Here is a 22,716-nt window from a genome sequence, read left to right as displayed (position 1 = left end):
AGGAAATGCTGCGCGGCGCTGTCGGGGGCCGCGAGATGTCAGCTCCGGTTGCCGTAATCGGGGCGGTTGAGGATGGCGGTCGACGGATCGATTCCCGTCACGACCGGCTTCTTGTCCTGCTCGACCGACAGCGTGACTCCGAAGACGGCGGCGGCGCCCAGCAGCAGGCCGATCAGCACGCTTGCGGCGGCTGGCACCACAAATCTGGTCATCGGAGCTCCTCTGGGTCATGCAGATACCAGCGGCCAAACTAGCACGTCCGTCATGGGTGACAGTTCTGGACGGACAACCCGCTGTGATACTGCGACGATTAGCTGGGTATCACTGGCGAGGTCGGGGGTGGGCAGATGAGCATTCGGTGGGCCTGCGGATACTCGGTTCGGGCGAGCTTCGGGTGAGCAAGGAACATGTTGAACCGTGAATAGACCGGCATGGCGGGTGGCCTCATGTGGCCGCTGGCGCCCATTCGTGCGGAATAATGGCCGCCCATGACCGGTCCATACAACTACGGACCGGCGCCGGATTACGACGCGGAGCTTGCCGCCGCGCACAACCCGGCGCTACCGCAGGATCAACTGCTGCGACTGTGGCACACGCGTCCGGATCTGCGTGAGGCTCTGGCGCAGCTGCCTGCGTGCCCGCCTAACCTCGCCGCGCAGGTGAAGTTCTCCGATCCGTGGCGCGATCCCAATGCGCGATCGCATCGCGGGATCATCATGGCCTTCGCGATGCTCGCTGGTCTTCTCGTTGTCGTGGGGCTCGGCTATGTCGGATACATGGCGGTGCACGGCGACGGTTCCACCCAGCAGCAGACGCACGGGATGCTGCCGCCGAATGATCCGAAGACGACGAGCAGTGCGACGATGACCACCACCGCGCCGCCTCCCGTGCAGTCGAGTCCCATCAAGCCGGTGGACTTGAGCACCAATTGCGTTCAGGCCGAGGACGGCACCGACAGCAATGGGGTGAAGTACGTCTACGACCCCGCTAAGGCTTTCGACAACGACCCGCTCACCGCCTGGCGATGCCAGTGGAAGGAACAAGACGGCCAGTCGATCACGGCGAAGTTCGACCACCCGACGCTCGTTACCTCGGTCGGTTTGGTGCCCGGATATGCGAAGACCGATATCGACGGATCCGACCGTTTTGCCCAGAACCGCAAGATCACCAGGGTGCGTTGGGAATTCAGCGATGGTAGTTCGGTCAAGCAGCAGGTCCCGGTGAGCCGAGCGCTGGCAAGTGTCAAGGTCAATGTGGTGACCGATTCGGTGACCATGGTCATCGAAGCCACCGAACCCGGTGTGTCGATTGTGAACAAGAGCGGCCAGCGGCAGGACGCGTTCAACGGCCTGGTGTCGGTGAGCGAGATCGAGATCATGGGCACGCAACCCCCGGCGGGCGAGGGTCCGGCACCCGCTCCGGCGCCAGCGCCTCCGCCGGGAGCCGCACCTGCGGCACCGGCCGCTCCGCCACACGGCGCCACGCCCACACACGGCGCCGCCACAACCAGGGCTCCTGCGGCACCGGCACAGCCGTAGCGCGTCGTATCCAAAACCGGCCGGGTTCTTCGGCGTTCATTGCCAGGAATTGCGGTTACGTTGGACGCATGGCCGAGCTGAACCGCAGGACCGTGCTGACTGCTGGGGCTGTCGCGGCGGGTGCCGCCGCGGTCGGTTTCGGGGGATATGAGCTGATCCGCAAGCCGGGTCGCAGTGATTCGCCGTCAGCCGGCGGGAACAAGCCGAACATCTTGGTGATCGTCGTGGATCAGATGCGGGCCCCGCAGTGGTTCCCCGATATTCAGAAACTCACCAACCTCTTGCCAAGTCTTAGTCGATTGCAAAGGGACAGCGTCACCTTCGCGTCGCACTACACCGCATCGAATATGTGCACCCCGTCGCGGGGAGCCATGACGACCGGGCTGTACTCGCATCAGACCGGATGTCTGTTCACCGGGGAGGGGCCAACCGAATCAAGCCTGGCACCGCAGTTCCCCACCTGGGGCACCATGCTGCGACAGCAGGGATATCAGACCTGGTGGTGGGGCAAGTGGCATCTCGGTCACTGGAGTGACAACACGCCCGAAGGTCTTGATGCACATGGCTTCTCGGGCGGCACCTTCCCGTCGCCGAACGGCATGCCGAACCAGGGACTGCAGAAGGACCCGGGGATCGTCGACCAGTTCGCGGGGTGGTTCGACGCCGAGGCAGGCAAGGGGCCGTGGTGCACGACTGTCTCTCTGGTGAATCCGCATGACATCTGCTGGTGGCCCAAGAATCCTCTCCCGGAAGATGTTCCGCACTGGTTTGATGCTGTGCCGGTCAACTTCCAGACACCCGATGAGCTGCGCCAGCGTGGCAAGCCGCAGCTGCAGATCGACTACGCCAATTTCATGTCGCCGATCATGACGGGTGCGGTGACCTACTCGGGACCGGATATGGCCCGCCAATGGGCCCGCTGCCTTGATACGTACCTGTGGCTGCAACAGCAGGTGGATGCCCAGATCGGCCGCGTGCTGGACAAGCTGGCGTCGCGGCCGGAGGTGGATCGCAACACCGTCGTCGTCTTCACCTCTGATCACGGCGAGTACGCGGGCTCCCATGGGCTGCGCGGCAAGGGGGCTACGGCGTACGAGGAGGCCATCCGGGTTCCGCTGTACATCCGCGATCCGCACGGTGTGCTCACCCCGAAGCCGGGGGACACGCGCACCCAGCTGACCTCCAGCGTCGACCTCGCACCCCTGCTGCTGACGATCGGTTCCGGCGGCAATGGCTGGCGTTCTGATCCGCGTTTCTCGTACCTGGCCGCGCGCGCCGACATCGCCGGCATCGCTAAAAACAATGCGGCAGGGCGCAAGTGGATCGCGCATGTCACCGATGACATGTCAGTGGAAGAGATGGCCACCTTCCTCAAGGATCACCGGATCCGTGCGGTGATGGGTGAGAACGCGCCCACCGAGATCCCGACCTCGGCGCCCAGTCACATCGTCGCCGTCCGCACCGCCGAGGCGAAGCTGGCCACCTACTCGTACTGGAAATCCGGCGGCATGCAGATCGATAGTGCGCGGCCATCCGATCGCGAATTCTATGACTATTCAACGCCTTCCGGTCAGCAAGAGATCGAGAACCAGGCAGGGCGCGGGGGAAAGGAAGCCGAGCTACAAGCCCTCATCGACAACGAGGTGCTGCCTGAGGTGCAGGCGCCGTTGCCGACGTTCCTGGGTCAGGCGCAGGAGCAGGGCCTGGCCGATATGCAGAAACTGATGGTGCTGCGCGGCGGATAGTCGATAGAGGCGGTCTACTTAGGTGGAAGCGAGCCGGCGAAGGCCAGGGCCCGTTTCACCCATGGCTCCAGCTGTCGCTTGGTGCGCACACCCTCGGCATCGATACTCAACCAGCCATCCATCTCACGCCCACCCATCACCATCCGGCTCACATGGTTCTTGGCGATCAGCGCATCGGTGTCGTGGGGATCGCAGCGGGCCAGCAGTCCGCCTTCGCGTTTCGCGGCGACCGTCATGTGCCCGTCCACCAGAAACGCGAGGCCGCCGAACATCCGCTTTTCGGTGACACCCTTCGTTGCCGAGATCACTTCACGGATGCGCTCCACGAGGTCCTCGTCATAGGCCACGGGTCAATTGTCGCGCGCTGTCGATTTCCGCGCCGCTGTATCAGCTTCTGCCGAAGGGGTTCTGATTGAAGCGTTCGTAGTGGACGTCCTCGTCGTCGAGAGAGGAGTAGCGCTGCGGAGATTGTTGCGTCGGGTGGACGATAGGCGGCTTAGCCGATGGGCCATGGCTTGGTGGAGCAGGAGGGTGCGAAGCCGGCGGCTGACGGCTGAACATCTGACGGGCCTCGGGATGGATTGCCTCCGCTAACTGCTGAAGCTCAGCGCGTGTCGCGAGAAGGCCCTCGAAGAATTGATGGGCAGCGTCAGAGGCTCGATACGCCGCGGCCTGGGCGGTCTCGGCTATGAGTGCACCGAGGCGTCCACGATCCATTCGAGCTGTCGCCTGGTGAAGGTGGATGCCCAGCACCATCCCGTTGGCATTCACCCTGACGCGGACCATGCGATCAATGGACTCGGCTTCGGCCTCGAGCGCTTCGACCTCCCCCATCTGCGATTCGAGCTCCGCCATTTGGGTCCGAACGCGCTCGGCGATTTCCTTGAGGTGATCTGGTTCGTCAGTCATTCGGAAGTCGCTCCATGGCGCGTTGGGCGGCCTTTCGAACTAGCGCACTGGGGTCCTCGACAAGAGGTGCAATGAGGTGGCGGACATTTGGCGCTTTCGACTGCACAAGCGCCTTAACGGCGAATGCGCGAGCAGGGCCCTTTAGGTATCCGATGAGCAGCTGATGAGACTCCGGGGTTCGTCGCGGTCGAGCTTGCGCTTGCCGACGAATTCGCGCCGTTTATGATGGTCATCGGCCTGACAGGCGATGTATCGGTGCGACGGACGACGATAGCTACAACGTCGCGGGATGAGTCCGGGGTCATTCGCGGTCTTGAACTGCCCGGCGACATTGATCAGCTGCGGGCGCGGGCGGCGGTACTGGACGTGACTGCCTTGGTTCCTGTGGTGGGGGATGCCATCAAGATCAAACTGGAGCATTCCGAGGGGGTTGCCATCGACATGCTCGTGCCCTACCGAATCGATTCGGAGGGTGCAACGATCGACGTACAGGCAGCGAATGCGGTGCGCGCTGACCCCTTGTTTTGGAATCCCGAGGCCCCGAAGAGGGTTAGCGGGCGTGTCCGTCTACGAGCTGATCTGGAAACCTTGGAACATGACGTCGATGTCTGCGCTGAACAGCGGTACGTCCCCCAGGCTCATCTGATTGCGTAGCTGGATGGGGTAAAAGTTGTCATCAACCTGGTAAGCGAGGTTGAGGTAGTCATACTGCCGACCTCGTTCTCCTGTAGTGCCGATCAGTCGCGTCGCCGTGCTACCGCAGATCTCGACGGTCTCATGGTGAATGATCGTCACTGACGGATCGATCTCGTTCAGGCTGTCCAGCCGTGCGAGGGCCTGCTCGCGGCTGGGGGCTGGATCCAGGGGAATCAGCATGGTGAGGCTTCTGCTGATTCCAATCGATTTGACGACCGCAAGCTTGTTATCTGTGCGTGCTGTCGCGGCCGGTTCCCAACCAGGGAGCTTGGGGATGGAAACGGTGAACGGCTCTTTGGGATTGCGCGCCTGCGTATAGACCTCGCCCGTTGCCGCCTGTGCTTGACATGAATAGGTGGTCGGGTGTTCCGCAGTGGGGGTGCCGGACCCTGACTGCGAACACCCGGTGAGTATGAGTGCACCAGAAGTCATGGCGCGGAAGATGTTCCGACGGATGTCGTTGCGCATGCGCCGACTCTACGGTCCGATCTGCACGTTTCGGAACATCACATCGACATCGGCGCCGAACAGAGAGAGGTCGCCTGCTCCGATCTGATTGCGGAGTTGGACGGGATAGAAGACCCCTTCGGCCGGATAGGCGAGGTTGAGATAGTCGAATCTCAGACCGCGCTCCGTCGCGATGCCGACGAGCCGTGACGCTTCTAGACCACAGACCGTGGCCACCTCGTCGTGAGTAATCGATAGAGACGAGTCGAATCGGGTTAACTTGTCCAATTGCGCAAATGCTTTGTCGCGATTGAACTCCGGGTGCAGGACCGACAGCGCGACGTAGCTCCGGGTTGGCCCGATCGTTTTGGTGAGAGCGAGCTGGTTTTCCCTGAGTGCTGTCGGTACGGACTGCCAGTCGGGGAGCCGGGGTATCGAGATCGAGAAAGGCTCATTATGTGGGCGGAGCTGTCTGAACACTTGCCCCGATACCGCCTCCGCATGGCATGAGTACGTGGTTGTGGTTGCCGCAGTTGGAGTGCCCTCAACCTGATGCGTACACCCGGTGAGCCCGATGACACCGGAAAGAGCCGCGCTCAAGGCACATCGAAACGCGCTCCCCATGAATTGACTGTACGGCCGGCGCTTTGTCGATTTAGGTACGGGCCATTCGTAGTCCTCACGGGATACGACACCAGAGAGGCACCATTGACCGGTGGCGCACGACGAGATAGGCGGGATCTTCCGCGAGGAGTACGGCCGCACCGTGGCGACCTTGATCCGCTACTTCGGCAGCATCGACCTCGCCGAGGACGCCGTGCAGGAAGCGTTCGAGGTAGCCATCGCGAAATGGCCGCAGGACGGCATCCCGCCCAATCCCGGTGCGTGGATCACCACGACGGCCCGCAACCGCGGCATCGACAAATTGCGGCGCGACCGGCGGCGCGACGAACTGTCCCAGGATGCAACGGCTCTCAAAGAGGAGCAACCGGAACCCCAGGAGGTGGGTCCGGTGCGCGATGATCGCCTGCGGCTCATCTTCACCTGTTGCCACCCGGCGCTGGCTCCCGAGGCGCAGGTCGCGCTGACACTGCGGCTGCTCGGCGGACTCACCACGCCCGAGATCGCCCATGCATATCTGGTCTCCGAATCGACCATGGCCGCGCGCATCACACGCGCCAAGAAGAAGATCGCGTCGGCAGGCATTCCGTACCGAGTGCCCGGGGATCACGATCTGCCGGACCGGCTGTCGTCGGTGCTGGCCGCGCTCTACCTCGTCTACAACGAGGGCTATGCGGCATCCTCAGGCGCCACGCTCACGCGCACAGATCTGTCCGCCGAGGCGATCAGGCTGGCGAGGGTGCTCGCAGATCTCATGCCCGACGAACCCGAGGCTGTGGGATTACTGGCATTGGTGCTGCTCACCGAGGCCCGCAGGCCCGCCCGTACCGATGGCGCCGGAGCGCTCGTGCTGCTCGCCGACCAGGACCGCATGCGGTGGAACCACGCGATGATCGAGGAGGGGCATGAACTGGTACGACGCTGCCTGAGGCGCAATGCTCCCGGCCCGTATCAGATCCAGGCCGCCATCAATGCCGTCCATGACGACGCTCCCTCGGCAGCGCTTACCGACTGGGGTCAGATCGTCACGCTGTATGACCAGCTGACGGTGTTCACCCCCAACGCCGTCGTCGCCCTCAACCGTGCGGTGGCCATTGGTGAACGCGACGGCGCGCAGGCCGGGCTGGATGCCATCGAGCCGCTGCGGCAAGATCCCGATGCCTACTACCCGCTGCATGCCGCGCGCGCCGATCTGCTCACCAGACTCAGCCGCAATAGGGAAGCCGCGGACGCCTACCGAAAAGCGTTGGCACTCACGGACAACGAGGTGTTCCGCGGGTACCTCGGTGACCGCCTGACCCGGCTCGACACCGGCGCATGACACCATGGCCTCATGAGAATGCGTGCAGGGGTAGTACTGACCGGTCTCGTTGTGGTGGCGCTATCCGCCTGTGGCGGCAACGCGCCGGAGCCTGCGCAGGAATCCGCTACGCCCGCGCCGAAGGCGCCCGTCACTGCGGCGCCCGCAGGCGATCTGGCCTGTCTGAGCACGCGCGACAGGTTGGCACAGCTACTCATGGTGGGCGTCAAGGACGCCGACGACGCCCGTGCGCTGGTGCGTGACCACCACGTCGGTGGCATCTTCGTCGGCAGCTGGACCAAGAAGGAGATGCTGACCGACGGCTCCCTGCACGACGTCGTCACCGCCGGTCCGATCCCGGCCGCGGTAAGCGTCGACGAGGAGGGCGGCCGGGTGTCGCGTCTGAAGGACCTCATCGGTCCGGCTCCGTCCGCCCGGGAGCTGGCCGCCACCCAGACTCCCGAACAGGTGCAGGCGCTCAGCCAGGAACGCGCTCAGAAGATGAAGAATCTCGGCATCACGATCGACTTCGCCCCCGATGCCGATGTGACCGATGGCGACCCCGATGGCGCCATCGGCGACCGTTCGTACAGCGGCGATCCGCACAAGGTCGCCGAGTACGCCGAGGCCGCCGTGCGGGGATATCAGGCCGGCGGCCTGGGCGCCGTGGTCAAGCACTTCCCGGGTCATGGCCACGCCTCGGGCGATTCGCACACCAACGGTGTGGTGACCCCGCCGCTGGAGCAGCTGCAGGACAACGATTTGGTGCCGTACCGCTCGCTGGTGACCAGCGGTGCCGCCGTGATGATCGGCCACATGCAGGTGCCCGGACTCACCGGCGACGACCCGGCCAGCCTGAGCCCTGCCGCAGTCGACTTGCTGCGCAAGGGAACCGGCTACGGAGCGCCGGCCTATGACGGCGTCATCTTCACCGATGACTTGTCCTCGATGGCTGCCATCACCGACCGCTTCCCGATCGATGAGGCAGTTCTCAAGTCGATCAAAGCGGGTATCGACTGGGCGCTCTGGGTGAGCACCGAAAAGGTTGGCTCTGTTCTCGACCGCCTCGAATCGGCCTACAACGCAGGTGAATTGAACGGTGACGCGATCAATGCCTCGGTGCGCCGGGTACTGGCGTTCAAGGGCGTTCGCGCCTGCGGCTAATGACCCAGCGTCACGGGCAGGGTGCGCAGCCCGTGAATACCCATCCCGTCGAAGTACTCCGGTTCGCCGGCCAGCGCCAACCGCGGGAAGCGTTCGAAGAGCGATTGCAGGGCGATGTGCAGCTCGACGCGTGCGAGCACCTGGCCCAGGCACACGTGAATTCCGGTGCCCAGCGTCATGTTCTCGCGTGCATTGGGACGGGTGATGTCGAAGACGTCCGGGTTCTCGAACGCGGCGGGGTCGCGGTTCGCCCCGCCGAGTAGCAGCAGCGCCGACTGGCCCGCCTCGATGGTGTGTCCCTCGATCTCGACCGTCTCGGTGGCGACGCGGGCCGACCACTGATTCGAGGTGTCGTAGCGCATGAGTTCCTCGACGGCATTGGGCCACAGACTCGGATCTGTGTGTAGCGCCGTCAGCTGCTCCGGGTGGCGCAGCAGTGTGACGATCGCCTTACCCATCAGGTGCGTGGTGGTCACGAATCCCGCGCCCAGGAACACCGCGAAGAACATCTTGAGCTCGAAATGGCTCAGGTCACTCTCGAGAAGGCCTTTGGCCAGTTCGCTTGTGGTTCCCTCACTGCGAAGCCGGGCGACATGCTTCTCGAGGTACTCGTCTATTTCCCGTAAAGCCGTTGTGCCGTCCTGGTATTGGCGCCAAGACGGCGCAGTGGTGGCGATCAGCTGGATCGCGCGATTCATTGCCGTGTACAGGAGCGAGTAGTCCTGCGCAGGTACTGCGATCATCTCACCGATCACGGCGATGGGGATTTTCGCGGTGAAATCGGCGATCAAATCAGGGTGAGGACGCTGTCCCAGCTCATCCAGGTGGCCGTTGGTCACCTCCTGGATGCGTCCGCGGAGAGACTCGATGGCGCGCGGAGTGAACGGGGCGGCGACAAGGCGTCGCAGCCGCCCGTGATCCGGCGGATCAGTGATCAGGATGGATGGCGGCTCGGCGGGATTGAGCAGTTGCGGGTCGCTCCATGCGGTCAGGCGCTTGATGATGGGCGATGCGGACCGGTGCTCGGGCTTGAAGGTGACGAACCGGTTGTCGCGGAAGATTGTTCGGACGATCTGCGCGTCCGCGGTGATCCAACCACCTCCGGACTGCGACATCCTTCCGCGGCCACGGATTGTGTCGATGATGCCGTAGATGCCGGCGGCCTGGGCGGTGTCGATTCCCAGCTGCGCGACGGGTTCACCCCGGCGGGCAAGCACTTTCAAGTACGCACGGGCGATCCCGTGCGTCACGGCCCAATGGGTGCGCTGTTTGATCCGGTCGTGCATCCGTCCGATCCCCGTGTCGGCCCGCTCGATGCCAAGCGGACACCGAGCAGCCTCGAGATTAACTGCTGGCCTGCACCCGGGCACGGCCGAGGTTCACCGGCAGGCTTCCGAAGCCGTGCAGATTGACATGCTTGCCGGGGGTGGGATCGGCGGCCAGGGTGAGCTCGGGGAAGCGTTCGAAGAGCGATTGCAACGCCACCACACCTTCCATCCGGGCCAGGCTCGCGCCCAGGCAGACATGGACTCCGCTGCCGAACGCCACGTGCTCGCGTGCGTTGGCGCGGCTCACGTCGAAAACGTCGGGCTCATCGAAAACTGCCGGGTCGCGGTTGGCGCCACCGAGGAGCAGCACCGCCATGGAGCCGGCAGGCAGTGTGTGCCCTTCGAATTCGACGGTTTCGGTGGCCACCCGGCCGGTGACCTGCACCGGGGAGTCGTAACGCAGGACCTCCTCGACGGCGTTCGGCCAGCCATCTGGATTCTCCCGGAGATGGTCCAGCTGTTCTGAGTGACGCAGCAGTGCGACGATGCCGTTCCCGATGAGGTTGACCGTCGTCTCGAATCCGGCGCCGAGTAGTAGTGCCATGGTGGCCTTGAGCTCGCGGTCGTCTAGATCACCGTCGCGCACGATGCTGGCCAGAATGCCGTCGAGGGTGGGGTCCTGCGCGAGCTCGCTGCGCAACCGGATCAGGTGCGCGTCGAAGTAGCGGTCGATCTCCATGAGTGCCTGGGTAGCGTCTCGGTACGCCGACCAGGTCATGCCGATATCCAAGAGCGCCGCTCCGTGATTGCCCCATTGAAGAAGGAAGGGGGCGTCGGCGCGCGGCACGCCGAGCATCTCGGCGATGATCGCCACCGGTAGTTGGGACGCGTAGTCGTCGAGCAGATCGGCGCGCTCTTTGCGTTCCAGGTTCTCGAGCAGCTCGAGTGTCACCTCGCGGACGCGGTCTTCCAACTTGCTCACCGCGCGTGGTGTGAACGCCTTGGATACCAGCTTGCGGAACCGGGTGTGTTCGGGCGGATCGACGGCCAGCATGGCGGGGGGCTCCACCGGGTTAGGCAGACCGGGCTCGGTCTTCTCGAAGATCCACCGGCTGAGCGCCTGGGGGAGAACGGGGGAGGGAATGTTGTTGGGTGCCATGGTGATGAACCGGTGGTCCCGCAAGATTTCGCGTGTCTGTGCCAGGCCGGTGAAGACCAGGCCGGTGGCGCGCGCCGGAGCGATCGGGCCGACCGAGCGGATCTGTTCGATGTACCGGTAATGATTGTCGGCTCGATCCGGGCTGAGGAACAGTGCCGCCAAGGGCATCTTGCGGACCTGCGTGAGCAGTCCAACGCGGCTGATGCCGTGCATCGTCACCCACCGCGACCAGTACCTGACCCGATTTCTGGCCTGCATATCTGCCTCCGACGCTGGATGCTATTTGTCACGAGTCTAATAGCGGCCCGGCAGGAAGGGAATGCCGAGAACTTTCGGGATTCTCACGAGTTCGAGAGCGGGCGACAGGCCATGCCGACCTGCGTCGGTCGTACCCGTCACATCGCTAGACTGGGGTGTCAAAGCACACAGTAAACAATTAGCTCTCAGGTCTTTTTAGACACGGCGTCTTAGTGGGACTTCGAGTACCGTTTGCTACTGGTACGTCACGTACCATCTACGTTCGGTCGGGACCGTAGCAAAGCGTGATGGCTTATTCATCGCTACTCGTAGTCCGGCTGTCGTGGTTACGGCTACGCGGAGGTTGGGATGAGTGCGCTGGTGACAGGGTTACGTGTCGAGGAGTACCTGGACGAGACGGGCGCTATCTCCTTACCGGACGGCTACACCGTCAACCATTACCTTGAGAGCGCTGTCGACGGCGAGCACGACACATTTGCCTATCGCTATGTGGACTTCAGCAGCGACCCGGACGGCGAACCGTCCGATCTGAACTGGCCACAGCTTCGTGCGCGTTCCCGCGCCGTCGCGGCACGGCTTCAGCAGGTGACCACGCCGGGAGATCGGGTCGCGATCCTGGCACCCCAGGGCCTTGATTACGTCATCGGCTTCTTCGCCGCCATCGAGGCCGGAAACATCGCGGTGCCCCTCTTCGCCCCGGAACTTCCCGGACACGCCGAACGGCTCGACGCGGTGCTTGCCGACGCCCAACCGACTGTCGTACTGACCAACGAAGCGGCCGCCGAATCCGTCAGCAGCTTCGTCCGGAAACTGCCGCGCGAGCGTCGCCCTCGGGTACTTGCCGTGGACGGCGTGCCGAATTCAGTGGGCGCGACCTATGCCAGGGTGACTCCGAGTACCGATGACATCGCTTACTTGCAGTACACATCGGGTTCGACGCGAGTGCCTGCCGGTGTGGAGATCACCCATCGGGCGGTGATGACCAACGTGCTGCAGATGGTCATCTCGGTGGGCCTGGATGTCGATGTCCGGGGAGCGAGTTGGCTGCCGCTCTATCACGACATGGGTCTGCTCATGCTCATGTTCCCGCTCTGCGGAGGCCGGATGACGCTGATGTCCCCGATGTCGTTCGTGCGTCGGCCCGGCCGCTGGATCAAAGAACTCGCGGCCGCATCTCACGTGGGCCGTACCTTTGGCGCAGCCCCCAACTTCGCCTTCGAGCTCGCCGCCGAGCGCGGCCTGCCGAAGGACGGCGAAGCTCTGGACCTGAGCAAGGTGGCGGGGCTGATCAATGGTTCCGAGCCGGTCAGCATCGCCTCGATCCGGAAGTTCAACGCGGCCTTCGGTCCGTATGGTCTGCCGTCCAACGCAATCAAGCCCTCCTACGGCATGGCCGAGGCGACGCTGTTCGTCTCCTCCATCGCCCCGGAGGCAGAGCCTTCTGTCATCTACATGGATCGCGAGCAGCTGGGCGCCGGGCACGCGACCCGGGTGGATGCCACCCATGAGAACGCGGTGCCACAGGTGTCCTGCGGGCAGATCGCCCGCAGCCAGTGGGCGGTCGTCGTCAACCCCGGCGCCGAGGCGGAACTGCCCGACGGGCAGGTCGGTGAGATCTGGTTGCACGGCAACAACATCGGTCGTGGGTACTGGGGCCGGCCCGAGGAGACCAGCCACTCGTTCCGTAACACGTTGCAGGCACGCCTGGATGAGGGCAGCCACGCCGCCGGTACCGAACCGGACACCCTCTGGTTCCGCACCGGGGATCTTGGCGTCTATGTCGATGGTGAGCTGTACATCACCGGGCGGGTCAAAGATCTGGTGATCGTGGACGGCCGCAATCACTACCCGCACGACATCGAGGCCACCGTCGAAGAGTCTTCGTCGGGGGTGCGACGTGGCTTCGTGGCTGCGTTCTCGGTGCCCGCCAACGAACTGCCCGTGGGCATCGATGCGGGTGATGGCACCGGCGAGAGATTGGTCATCGTCGCTGAACGGGCCCCTGGAGCCGGACGGGCTGAACCTGGCCCCATCGTCGATGCGATCCGGGCCGCGGTCTCCCGCCGGCACACACTGCCGGTTACCGACGTGCAACTGGTTCAGGCCGGCGCGATCCCACGCACCAGCAGCGGAAAGATCGCGCGCCGGGCCTGCCGCCAGGAGTACCTCGACAACAAACTCGGAACGCGCACCTCCTAGGGCGGGGGCTCGAAGCACGATCTCTCGCGATTTCTTGCCGATTTTTCGATGAGGTGTCGATTCGGGGGAGGTCTATTCGTGGTGTGGTTGAAGGGAAGCCGGACGGGCGCCCGATCGCCACACACGGATAGGAAGAGACGGCCATGAAGCAGTACTTACTCTCGGTTCACAGTTACGCGGAGAACGCGGCCGATTGGAGTGACGAGGATGTGCAGCGGCTCTACGCGCAGACCGGCGTGCTCAACGAGAAGATGAAGGAGGCCGGTGTCTGGGTCTTCGCCAATGGGCTGACCGAACCATCGGATGCGACGGTGGTCCGCAGTGTGGACGGCAAGGTCACCACCACCGACGGCCCCTACCTGGAAACCAAGGAACACCTCGGCGGCTTCTGGATCATCAACGCGCCCGACCTCGACGCGGCGCTGAGGTGGGCGGCCGAGGGGTCGGCGGCGTGCGAGGAGCCCGTCGAGGTGCGCCCCTTCCAGGATGAGGAGGCGTGAGATGAGCCGCTATCTGCTCTCGATCGTCTACCCGCCTGAGGCGGTGCGGCCGGACGCCGCGCTGGAAACCATCGGCGCCGACGTGCAGGCAGTCACCCGGCGCATGCAGGAGGCGGGGGTGTGGCTGTTCGCGGCCGGACTGCAGCCCGCAGATACCGCGACCATGGTGACCGCCAACGCCTCCGGGCATACCGCCACCGACGGTCCCTACACCGAGACCAAGGAACAGCTCGGCGGCTTCAGCATCATCGACGTGCCAACTCTGGCCGAGGCCCAGCAGTGGGCCGCAGAGGTGTCCCGCGCGGTGTGGTGTCCCATCGAGGTACGTGGTCTGGACCGGGGCTGCGGCGAGGTCGACTGAGATCAGGCCGACGAGGCCGGGCGGGTACTCCTCAGCACCGCTTCGGCTTCGTCCGCCTGCTGCAAGAGAATGGGATCGACGGTGTCGTCCAGGGCGCGGGCCAGCAGCCGGGAGGCCAGCGTGACTGTCAACTGCTTTGCGCGCGAGGCATGATCGGCGATGGTTTCCCAGTCAGTGGAGGTGTATCCGGATTCGGTGAAGGGCTGCCACACATCGGCGACGTAGGCACCGAGGAGTAGTTGGGCGATCTGATGCTGCAGCCGATCGACTTCGCGGAGTGTCTCCGATATGCGAGACAAGGACATGCCGGCGGTCACCAGCAGCTGGATGGCATCAAGTGTTTCGGCATCCCGCACCGACACTGTCTGGGGGTCGACATCAGAGAGCAGCCCCGCCTCGGCAAGCACGGTATCGGCGCCCTCGCCGAGACGCTGGACCAGCTCGACGCGGGGGAGGATCATCGGCTCGCCGGTGGCGAAGGGACTGAGGGCCTCGGTGACCATCTTGCGCACGCTGTCCTCCGAGCCTCCGCCGGAGTCGATGACCCGGCGGATGACGTCCAGCGGAAAGCCTTGAGACTTAAGATTTTTGACGTGGTTGATGATCGACACGTGGTCGTCGGAGTAGATGCCGACGCGGCCGCGCTTTTCCGGCGGGGGCACCAGCCCGAGCGTCTGCCACTCGCGGATATTGCGCGCGGTCATCGCCACGCGCTGCGCCAGCTGATCGATCGTCAGTTCCATCAGGTCTAAAGATTACCCCATTGTCCGTTACGGAAATATCCGTTACGGTTATTGATGGAACTCAGCGACGAGTGATGAGAGGTTCAGCATGGTGGCGAACGCCCAGGGCACGTATCCGAAGACGCGACGAATCCAGTTCGGTTTCGAAAAGACGCCCGCGGGGCCGAAACATTTCGCGCAGGACGACATCGTCTTCAGTCACACCGTGGCCTTTCTTTCCGCGATCTTTCCTCCGGGCGAGGACATCTTCGTCCGATCGGTGCGCCGATACCGCGACAAGATCACCGATCCCGATCTCAAAAAGAGAGTGGCCGGGTTTATCGGTCAGGAAATGACGCACGGATTGCAGCACCGTGAGCTTAACGAGCAGCTTGCCGAGATCGGTTATCCCACAGCATGGTTCGAGTACTTCCTGCAGAGCACCGAGCGTATGGAGAAGTTTCTCGACAAGCAGTACCCCGACCCGGACCGACTGACCAGGTTGCGGCACCTGCTCCTAGCCTTCACCGTGGGCGCCGAGCACTTCACTGCGGTATTCGCCGAGAATGTCCTGGGGCGCCCTGATATCCAGAGATTGCTCTCGGACCCGGAGGTCCGGAACATGCTCAATTGGCATGCGCTCGAAGAGCTGGAGCACAAGTCGGTGGCCTTCGATGTCTACCGTGAGATTGGCGCATCGGAGGAACTGCGCATCCGCATGATGCGGTTTCTCTCGACCATCGCCGTGCCGACGATCACGCTGGCTTCCTGGATTTCGATCGTCACCACCGATCCGGTGGGCCGGCGCCAGCCGTTGCGGCTGCTGCGTGAAACCTTCAGCATGGTGCGTGGCCCGCTGTTCCGCGGCATCTACCGGGATATGAAGCCGTTCATGCGCAAAGGATTTCATCCGGACGACATCGATACCACGCTGCTGCTGAATCAGTGGCAGGACAGGTTGTTCGGTGCCGAGGGCGAGCTGGTTGGGCACTTGAAATGACCATACTGAGCGGTCTTCGCGCCAGCGGCTCATCGATGAGACACGACGCTCAGTTGGTCCGCACCACGACGAAGCCGGTGGTGCGGTCCTTGATGTCCAACGCGTCGGATGAGTTGCGGGCCAGGGTGCGTCGTCGCTCTTTCCCGGGTGTGCAGGAGACCGACTTCGATCCCATGGATCCGTCGACCGCGGCCGATCCGTACCCGGGATACCGTGAGCTGCTGGCCGGTAGCCGGGTGCACTACAACCGCAAGCGCAACATCTTCATCCTGTGCCAATACGAGGACGTGCGCTCGGCGGCGCGCAATGACGCGCTGCTGTCCAACCGGGATGGTGTGGTGCGGGCCCGATTCGACGTTCCTGTGCTGTTGAACATGGATCGTCCCCGACATACCGAACTGCGCCGCAAGGCGCTGCCCGGATTCACCCGAGGTGCGCTGGAGGGTTGGGCGCCGATGGTGGGTCAATTGACGTCCGAGCTACTGACGGGGATGTTGGCTAGCCAGGGCGCTGATGTCGTCGAGCACCTAGCGGTTCCGCTGCCCATGCGGATGATCGCGCACATCTTGGGCATTCCGCCGGAAGATGAGGCGTTCTTCCGGCACTGGTCCAACGAGTCAATACGCGTCGCGAACGTGGAGTTCAGTGCCAAGGGCCTGCGGCAGGTTCCGGGGACTCTCAATGGGGTGCGGCACCTGCACGACTACTTCTTGACCCAGCTGGGCGAGGGAAATCTGTTGGGATCGGACACCGTGCTGGGCAAGCTTGTCGCGGATGCCGGCGAGGGGGGGATCAGCAACGACGAGCTGTTCTACTTCGCCCTGCTGCTCTTGCTGGCAGGCAACGAGACCACCACCAACCTGCTGAGCACCATGTTTTTGACGATGTCGGAGAACCCGGATCAGTTCGAGCTCATCAGATCCGACCCGCAGCTTATCGCGGGAGCGGTGGAGGAACAGTTACGGTATTCGTCACCGATCCAGAACTTCTATCGCACGGCCGCACAGGATTACGTCGTTGGTGACGTGGTGATTCCGGCCGGAGCCAGGGTGGCGCTGTTGTGGGGCGCGGCCAACCGCGATCCGCGCGCATTCGATGATCCGGACCGGTTCCTCGCTGCCCGTCCGGTCAGTCAGCATGTGGCCTTCGGATCAGGGATACACCTGTGCCTCGGTGCGGGGTTGGCCCGCATGGAGGGGCAGGCGGTCTTGCGTGAGCTGGTTACCCGTGTCGATCGGATCGAAATCGACGGGGCGCCTCGCTGGACCACGAACAGCTCACTGCGTGGTCTGGAGGAGCTTCGGGTTCGGCTCACGCGGCGCTAGCCGAGGCCGGCGCGGGTATCGCCGCCCTTGCCGTCCACTGGCATTCGGGACAGGCCGACCGAGCCGGCGTCCGGGCTCGTCGACGTCGCCGCGGCGATTGCCACAGACTCGTCGACTCCGGGGTAGGTGGGCCGCAGGGCAACGGGCCGATGAGCCGTATCGTCCCGCCTGGCTTTCCGTGCCGCAGCCACAAGGTTGAGGGCCTCGACGAGGATGGCGAAGGCCATCGGACCATAGATCATCGCCTTGTCGATCTTGATGCCGAAGCCGTCGGCGATGAGGAACACCCCGATGAGCAGCAGGAAGGACAGCGCGAGCATCTTGACCGTTGGATGCCGGTTGACGAAGGCGAAGACGAAGCGGGATGCGAAGAGCATGATCGCGAAGGAAAGAACGACCACGGTGACGATGACGAGCATGTTGCTCGTCATGCCCACAGCGGTGATCACCGAGTCGAGCGAGAACACCAGATCCAGCAGCAGGATCTGCACCAGCACGGACCTAAATGTTGTTACGCCCGAGGATGATTCCCTTTCCTCTCCGTTGCCTTCGAGTTTGAGATGTATCTCGTGAACCGCCTTGTAGACCAGGAACAGTCCACCGGCGATCAGAATGAAGTCCTTGATCGAGAACCCATGGCCGAAAAGTTCGAGAACCTCCTCTTTGAGGGTGATGATCCAGCCGGCCAAGAACACCAATCCGACGCGCATGACCATCGCGAGGGTCAGCCCCAGATTGCGTGCTCTGGCCTGCTGGGTGCTGGGCAGCTTGCTGGCGAGGATCGAGATGAAGATGACGTTATCGATACCCAGCACCACTTCCAGCACGAACAGAGTGAGGAAGACGGCCACCAGATCGGGGGTCAGCGCAAGGGCGAAGTCCACGCCGCGCATGGTACGGGGCGGGGGTATCTGGAAGATGGCGTTTGCGCGCTAGGCTGGAGACGGAGACAAAAACACTCCATTTCAGCGGTCCCAGCGCGCGGTAGCGGGACGGTATGCAATAGTCGAACCAACCAGTAGCTTACTCTGGAGTAAGTTCGCGTTGACGTCCCAACCTCGGAGGCAGCCATGGCCGGTGGTACCAAGCGGCTGCCCCGTGCTGTTCGGGAGCAGCAGATGCTGGATGCCGCTGTGCTGGAGTTCGCGCTCAACGGCTTCCGGGACACCTCGATGGACGCCATCGCCGCGGCGGCCAAGATTTCTAAGCCGATGCTCTATCTGTACTACGGCTCCAAGGAAGACCTCTTCGTGGCGTGCCTTCGCCGCGAACTCGGTAGGTTCGTCGAGGCGGTGCGCGGCGATATCGACCTGACGAAATCGCCACGAGACGTGTTGAGCACCACCGTCGTATCGTTTCTCAACTATGTCGACACCCACCGGGCGTCCTGGATCGTGATTTACGGACAGGCCACTAGCACGCAGCTGTTCGCCAAGCAGGTGCGCGAGGGGCGTGACCGGATCATCGAACTGGTGGCGCGCCTGATCAAGGCTGCTTCACCGGAGATCGACCCCGACACCGACTACGACGCCATGGCCGTCGCTCTCGTCGGTGGTGGCGAGGCCGTGGCGTCCCGGGTGGCAACCGGCGATATCAAGGTCGAGAGCGCGAAAGACACGCTGCTCAACCTCGGTTGGCGTGGTCTGCGTGGCCGTCCGCGTGATGAGCCTGTGGCCAAACGCGCCTAATGGGCCCTGATAGAAGCGAAATGTATTCGTCAGGGCTCGGTCTGTCGCTCATAGCCGGGCACTTACCCGTGTCCTTCCGCCCGGACATGCGCAGGGCCCGCGACCGGATTTGCCGGTCGCGGGCCCTTGCGTGGTGCCTATCAGAGCGGGGTGATGGTCCCGGTCAAGTGCGGGTCACCCTTCTTCGGATTGCGGACGGCGATATCCCAGCCGTTGCCATCCTTCTCGATCCACACGCCCACCGAGGCGGGTAGCAGGATCGGCTTGCCGAACTTGACGTCGTAGCGCGCGGCGTCGGGGATCTCGCCCTGAATATTACCGAGAACTGCTGCGGCGGTGAACATTCCGTGGGCAATGGCCCTCGGGAAGCCCAGCGCCTTGGCGCCGATCGACGAGGTGTGGATCGGGTTGTGGTCTCCGCTCACCGATGCGTACCGACGGATCTGCCCGCCGCTGATGCGCAGCGTCGAGTTCGGCGGCGGCAGTTTGACGGCCTTCGGTGGTTCCGGCTTGACCCCGTCGGACAGGCTGGTGCGCTGCTGACGCAGGAACGTCATGGTCTGCTGCCAGACGGTGTCGGTGCCGATGGTGATGTCCGTCAGGACATCCACCAGCAGGCCCTTGCGGTGCTCGCGCAGGTTCTCCGCACGCACCTCGATGTCGACGGTGTCGGTCGCGGTGATGGCGCGGTGCTGGGTGATGTGGTTCTCCAGGTGCACGGTGCCGATGGCGGGGAAGGGGAAATCGAATCCCGTCACCAACTCCATCACCGAGGGGAACTGCAGCGCGAACGGATAGGTCACCGGCACCTTGTCGGTGAAACTCAAGCCGGTCACCTTGGCGTAGGCGGAGACGTGCGCCGGGTCGATCCGCACACCGTGGGTCCGGACGACCCTGCTGGGCAGGGTGGACGGGCGTGGGATGAACGGCAGCGCACCGACCGCAGCCATGGCCATATTGCGAAGGCCGGAGGGCTGTGTTGTGGCAGCGCCCATGATCAGGCCCCCAGCCAGGACTGGCCGCAGACCCGAACCACGTTGCCGGTCACCGCATTCGATGCGGGGCTGGCGAAGTAGGCGATGGTCTCGGCGACGTCCACGGGCTCGCCGCCCTGGTTCAGCGAGTTGATGCGGCGGCCCACCTCGCGGTTGGCCAGCGGGATGGCCGCGGTCATCTTGGTCTCGATGAAGCCCGGCGCGACGGCGTTGATGGTGATGCCCTTCTCGGCCAGTGACGGAGCCAGCGCCTGGGTGATACCGATCATGCCGGCCTTGGTGGCGCCGTAGTTGGTCTGACCGCGGTTACCGGCGATGCCAGCGATGGAGGCCAGTCCGACGATGCGTCCGCCGTCTCCGATGGTCCCGTTCTCGATCAGCCCCTCGGTAAGGCGCTGCGGTGCCAGCAGGTTCACGGCGATGACGGAGTCCCAGCGGCCATCGTCCATGTTGGCCAGCAGCTTGTCGCGGGTGATACCGGCGTTGTTGACCAGGATGTCGGCCTTGCCGCCGTGGTGCTCCTTGAGGTGCGCGGTGATCTGGTCGACGGCGTCGGCCGCGGTGACGTCCAGCGCCAATGACGTTCCGCCGACCTTCTGTGCGACAGCGGTCAGATCGTCGGAAGGCATGTCGATGGCGACAACGGCCGCGCCGTCACGGGCGAACACCTCGGCGATAGTCTCGCCGATACCGCGGGCGGCACCGGTGACGATGGCGACCTTGCCGGCCAGCGGCTTGTCCCAATCGGCGGGCGGTGCGGAGTCGTCGGCGCCCACGTAGAACACCTGGCCATCCACATAGGTGGACTTGGCCGACAGGATGAAGCGGACGGTCGACTCGAGTCCGGTGGCGCCGGTCTTGGCATCGGGGTGCAGGTATACCAGCTGCACGGTGGCACCGTTGCCGAATTCCTTGGCCAGCGAGCGGGTGAAGCCTTCCAGGGCGCGCTGGGCGATGCGCTCATCGGTGGTGGCTGCCTTGTCGGGGGTGGTGCCGATGACCAGCAGACGGCCCGACTTGCCCACATTGCGCAGGAGCGGCGTGAAGAACTCATGCAGTTGCTTCAGCTCGACCGGGGTGGTGATTCCGGTGGCGTCGAAGACCAGGGCGCCGAACTTGTCGGCCCAGCGACCACCGAGGTTGTTGGAGACCAGGTCATAGTCGTCGGCCAGGGCGGCACGCAGCGGCTCGGCGAGGCGGCCTTCACCACCGATCAGCACAGGCCCGGCCAGCGCGGGCTGCCCCTTCTTGTAGCGGCGCAGCTTCTCGGGCTGCGGGATACCCAGCCGGCCGGCGAGCAGGTTGCCGGGCCCGGAGTTGACCAGCAGCGCGTACAGGTCGTCAGTGAGCTTGGGGGACATGTGCCGTTCCTTAGTGGTTGTCCGTAATTGGTCTAGGGTGAACTCGACAAAGAACTTACTCCAGAGTAAGAATGCTCGGTAATCCTGCCCCCCTAACAGTGGAGAGACAAGTGGCAACCAGCTCGACACGCAAGTCAACCGCCTCGCAAGGCCGTCGCCGCGTCGCGGTTCTCGGCGGTAACCGCATCCCCTTCGCACGTTCGGACGGCGCCTATGCGAACGCCTCCAACCAGGACATGTTGACCGCCGCCATTACCGGCGCCTCCGATCGCTTCAACCTCAAGGGTGAGCGTCTGGGTGCTGTAATTGCCGGTGCGGTCCTGAAGCTCAGCCGTGATTTCAATCTCACCCGCGAGTCCGTGTTGGGCAGCCCGCTGTCGCCGTACTCCCAGGCCTTCGATCTGCAGCAGGCCTGTGGCACGGGTCTGCAGGCCGCGATCGTCGGTGCGGACGGCATCGCGCTCGGCCGCTACGAGTCGGTACTGGCCGGTGGCGTGGACACCACCTCCGATGCACCGATCAACTTCGGTGATGATCTTCGCCACACCCTGCTGGCGATCCGCCGGGCCAAGGACAACGTGACTCGGCTCAAGCTGCTCGGCAAGCTGCCGGCCGCCCTCGGCGTCGACATCCCCCAGAACGGTGAGCCGCGCACGGGGCTGTCCATGGGTGAGCACGCTGCCATCACCGCCAAACAGGCAGGCGTCAAGCGCACCGACCAGGATGCCCTGGCCGCGGCCAGCCACCAGAAGATGGCCGCCGCGTACGACCGTGGTTTCTTCGATGACCTGATCAGCCCGTTCCTGGGGCTGTACCGCGACGACAACCTGCGCCCGAACTCGAGTGTGGAGAAGCTGGCGACGTTGAAGCCGGTGTTCGGCGTGAAGCACGGCGACGCCACCATGACCGCCGGTAACTCCACTCCGTTGACCGACGGTGCTTCTGTGGCGCTGCTGTCCAGCGAGGAGTGGGCCGCCGAGCGCGGTATCCCCGTGCTGGCCTACTTCGTCGACGGTGAGACCGCCGCGGTGGATTACATCAACGGCCCCGACGGTCTGCTGATGGCTCCGACCTACGCGGTGCCGCGCCTGCTGGCCCGCAACGGCCTGACTCTGCAGGACTTTGACTTCTACGAAATCCACGAGGCCTTCGCCTCGGTGGTGTTCGCGACGTTGCAGGCGTGGGAGTCGGCGGATTACTGCAAGGAGCGCCTCGGCCTGGATAAGCCGCTGGGCGCCATCGATCGAAGCAAGCTCAACGTCAACGGCTCCTCGCTGGCGGCCGGGCACCCGTTCGCGGCCACCGGCGGCCGCATCGTGGCTCAGCTGGCCAAGCAGCTCGCCGAGAAGAAGGCCGAGACCGGTAAGCCGGTGCGCGGACTGATCTCGGTGTGCGCCGCGGGTGGACAGGGCGTGACGGCCATTCTCGAAGCCTGAGTCGCTTAAGCACTCTATCGAGAC

At 64.0% G+C, this 22,716-nt stretch carries 22 protein-coding genes and 2 pseudogenes; 12 read left to right on the top strand and 12 right to left on the bottom strand.

Annotation, left to right across the window (positions count from 1 at the left end):
• Window positions 1–38: 38 nt before the first annotated feature.
• A complete protein-coding gene (locus tag B4383_RS20330; RefSeq protein WP_078293036.1) occupies window positions 39–212 on the bottom strand; it encodes a DUF2613 domain-containing protein in 174 nt (57 codons plus the stop codon).
• Window positions 213–488: 276 nt separating this feature from the next.
• Here B4383_RS20330 and B4383_RS20325 point away from each other — a divergent pair, with 276 nt between their 5' ends.
• Both B4383_RS20325 and B4383_RS20320 read left to right on the top strand, forming a co-directional pair.
• Window positions 489–1,538 (top strand): discoidin domain-containing protein, encoded by a 1,050-nt coding sequence (locus B4383_RS20325; RefSeq protein ID WP_078293037.1) that lies wholly within the window; start codon window positions 489–491, stop codon window positions 1,536–1,538.
• A 68-nt stretch (window positions 1,539–1,606) separates the two neighbouring features.
• Window positions 1,607–3,283: a sulfatase-like hydrolase/transferase gene (locus tag B4383_RS20320; RefSeq protein ID WP_078293038.1), complete on the top strand. Its 1,677-nt coding sequence runs from the start codon at window positions 1,607–1,609 to the stop codon at window positions 3,281–3,283.
• 14 nt (window positions 3,284–3,297) lie between these two features.
• Here B4383_RS20320 and B4383_RS20315 read toward each other — a convergent pair whose 3' ends face one another.
• From B4383_RS20315 to B4383_RS27245, 3 genes and pseudogenes are all read right to left on the bottom strand, one after another.
• Window positions 3,298–3,630 (bottom strand): TfoX/Sxy family protein, encoded by a 333-nt coding sequence (locus tag B4383_RS20315; protein WP_078293039.1) that lies wholly within the window; start codon window positions 3,628–3,630, stop codon window positions 3,298–3,300.
• Window positions 3,631–3,670: 40 nt separating this feature from the next.
• A complete protein-coding gene (locus B4383_RS20310; RefSeq protein WP_078293040.1) occupies window positions 3,671–4,192 on the bottom strand; it encodes a YbaB/EbfC family nucleoid-associated protein in 522 nt (173 codons plus the stop codon).
• Window positions 4,185–4,361, bottom strand: a pseudogene (locus tag B4383_RS27245) (HEAT repeat domain-containing protein); the annotation flags it as partial. The gene B4383_RS20310 and the pseudogene B4383_RS27245, both read right to left, overlap by 8 nt.
• Window positions 4,362–4,369: 8 nt before the next feature.
• Between B4383_RS27245 and B4383_RS20305 the strand changes: the two are divergent.
• Window positions 4,370–4,708 (top strand): annotated as a pseudogene (locus B4383_RS20305) (hypothetical protein); the annotation flags it as partial.
• A 51-nt stretch (window positions 4,709–4,759) separates the two neighbouring features.
• Here the strand turns inward: B4383_RS20305 and B4383_RS27240 are convergent.
• Both B4383_RS27240 and B4383_RS27235 read right to left on the bottom strand, forming a co-directional pair.
• Window positions 4,760–5,356 (bottom strand): hypothetical protein, encoded by a 597-nt coding sequence (locus B4383_RS27240; protein ID WP_286144085.1) that lies wholly within the window; start codon window positions 5,354–5,356, stop codon window positions 4,760–4,762.
• Window positions 5,357–5,365: 9 nt separating this feature from the next.
• Entirely contained in the window at window positions 5,366–5,959 is a 594-nt protein-coding gene (locus B4383_RS27235; protein WP_286154550.1) for a hypothetical protein, read from the bottom strand.
• A 91-nt stretch (window positions 5,960–6,050) separates the two neighbouring features.
• Here B4383_RS27235 and B4383_RS20290 point away from each other — a divergent pair, with 91 nt between their 5' ends.
• Entirely contained in the window at window positions 6,051–7,277 is a 1,227-nt protein-coding gene (locus B4383_RS20290) for an RNA polymerase sigma factor (RefSeq protein ID WP_078293041.1), read from the top strand.
• 18 nt (window positions 7,278–7,295) lie between these two features.
• Window positions 7,296–8,420: a glycoside hydrolase family 3 N-terminal domain-containing protein gene (locus tag B4383_RS20285; protein WP_078293042.1), complete on the top strand. Its 1,125-nt coding sequence runs from the start codon at window positions 7,296–7,298 to the stop codon at window positions 8,418–8,420.
• Here the strand turns inward: B4383_RS20285 and B4383_RS20280 are convergent.
• Together B4383_RS20280 and B4383_RS20275 are read right to left on the bottom strand one after the other, a co-directional pair.
• Complete coding sequence (locus B4383_RS20280; RefSeq protein ID WP_078293043.1) at window positions 8,417–9,706, bottom strand: cytochrome P450; 1,290 nt, start codon at window positions 9,704–9,706, stop codon at window positions 8,417–8,419. The genes B4383_RS20285 and B4383_RS20280 overlap by 4 nt on opposite strands.
• A gap of 58 nt (window positions 9,707–9,764) precedes the next feature.
• Window positions 9,765–11,105, bottom strand: coding sequence for a cytochrome P450 (locus tag B4383_RS20275; RefSeq protein ID WP_078293044.1), 1,341 nt, complete (start codon window positions 11,103–11,105; stop codon window positions 9,765–9,767).
• A 348-nt stretch (window positions 11,106–11,453) separates the two neighbouring features.
• Between B4383_RS20275 and B4383_RS20270 the strand changes: the two genes are divergently transcribed.
• From B4383_RS20270 to B4383_RS20260, 3 genes are all read left to right on the top strand, one after another.
• Window positions 11,454–13,304, top strand: coding sequence for a fatty acyl-AMP ligase (locus B4383_RS20270; protein WP_078293045.1), 1,851 nt, complete (start codon window positions 11,454–11,456; stop codon window positions 13,302–13,304).
• Between the two features lie 143 nt (window positions 13,305–13,447).
• Entirely contained in the window at window positions 13,448–13,804 is a 357-nt protein-coding gene (locus B4383_RS20265; protein WP_078293046.1) for a YciI family protein, read from the top strand.
• A 1-nt stretch (window position 13,805) separates the two neighbouring features.
• The gene (locus B4383_RS20260) at window positions 13,806–14,165 is read left to right on the top strand and encodes a YciI family protein (protein WP_078293047.1); all 360 of its coding nucleotides are present in this window, start codon (window positions 13,806–13,808) and stop codon (window positions 14,163–14,165) included.
• A 2-nt stretch (window positions 14,166–14,167) separates the two neighbouring features.
• Here B4383_RS20260 and B4383_RS20255 read toward each other — a convergent pair whose 3' ends face one another.
• A complete protein-coding gene (locus B4383_RS20255) occupies window positions 14,168–14,908 on the bottom strand; it encodes a MerR family transcriptional regulator (RefSeq protein ID WP_078293048.1) in 741 nt (246 codons plus the stop codon).
• An 88-nt stretch (window positions 14,909–14,996) separates the two neighbouring features.
• Between B4383_RS20255 and B4383_RS20250 the strand changes: the two genes are divergently transcribed.
• The gene (locus tag B4383_RS20250) at window positions 14,997–15,887 is read left to right on the top strand and encodes a metal-dependent hydrolase (RefSeq protein WP_078293049.1); all 891 of its coding nucleotides are present in this window, start codon (window positions 14,997–14,999) and stop codon (window positions 15,885–15,887) included.
• Window positions 15,884–17,212, top strand: a complete 1,329-nt coding sequence (locus B4383_RS20245; protein WP_286150693.1) for a cytochrome P450 — start codon at window positions 15,884–15,886, stop codon at window positions 17,210–17,212. Before B4383_RS20250 ends, B4383_RS20245 begins: the two co-directional genes overlap by 4 nt.
• On the opposite strand, the gene B4383_RS20240 is transcribed toward B4383_RS20245, so the two are convergent.
• The gene (locus tag B4383_RS20240) at window positions 17,209–18,096 is read right to left on the bottom strand and encodes a TerC family protein (protein ID WP_078293081.1); all 888 of its coding nucleotides are present in this window, start codon (window positions 18,094–18,096) and stop codon (window positions 17,209–17,211) included. The genes B4383_RS20245 and B4383_RS20240 overlap by 4 nt on opposite strands.
• A gap of 186 nt (window positions 18,097–18,282) precedes the next feature.
• Here B4383_RS20240 and B4383_RS20235 point away from each other — a divergent pair, with 186 nt between their 5' ends.
• Window positions 18,283–18,900 carry a TetR/AcrR family transcriptional regulator gene (locus tag B4383_RS20235; RefSeq protein WP_078293050.1) on the top strand — a complete coding sequence of 206 codons (618 nt, stop codon included), beginning with the start codon at window positions 18,283–18,285 and terminating at the stop codon, window positions 18,898–18,900.
• A 140-nt stretch (window positions 18,901–19,040) separates the two neighbouring features.
• On the opposite strand, the gene B4383_RS20230 is transcribed toward B4383_RS20235, so the two are convergent.
• Window positions 19,041–19,895 (bottom strand): MaoC/PaaZ C-terminal domain-containing protein, encoded by an 855-nt coding sequence (locus tag B4383_RS20230; RefSeq protein ID WP_078293051.1) that lies wholly within the window; start codon window positions 19,893–19,895, stop codon window positions 19,041–19,043.
• A 2-nt stretch (window positions 19,896–19,897) separates the two neighbouring features.
• Window positions 19,898–21,256, bottom strand: a complete 1,359-nt coding sequence (locus B4383_RS20225; protein ID WP_078293052.1) for a 3-oxoacyl-ACP reductase — start codon at window positions 21,254–21,256, stop codon at window positions 19,898–19,900.
• A 71-nt stretch (window positions 21,257–21,327) separates the two neighbouring features.
• On the opposite strand from B4383_RS20225, the gene B4383_RS20220 reads away from it, so the two are divergent.
• Window positions 21,328–22,692 (top strand): acetyl-CoA C-acetyltransferase, encoded by a 1,365-nt coding sequence (locus B4383_RS20220; RefSeq protein ID WP_176126732.1) that lies wholly within the window; start codon window positions 21,328–21,330, stop codon window positions 22,690–22,692.
• Window positions 22,693–22,716 lie beyond the last annotated feature (24 nt).

Origin of the sequence: Mycobacterium sp. D16R24, assembly GCF_002013385.1 — a bacterium.
GTDB lineage: Bacteria > Actinomycetota > Actinomycetes > Mycobacteriales > Mycobacteriaceae > Mycobacterium.
Note: the sequence above shows the minus strand (reverse complement) of the source record. Positions and strands in the feature narration are given on the sequence as shown.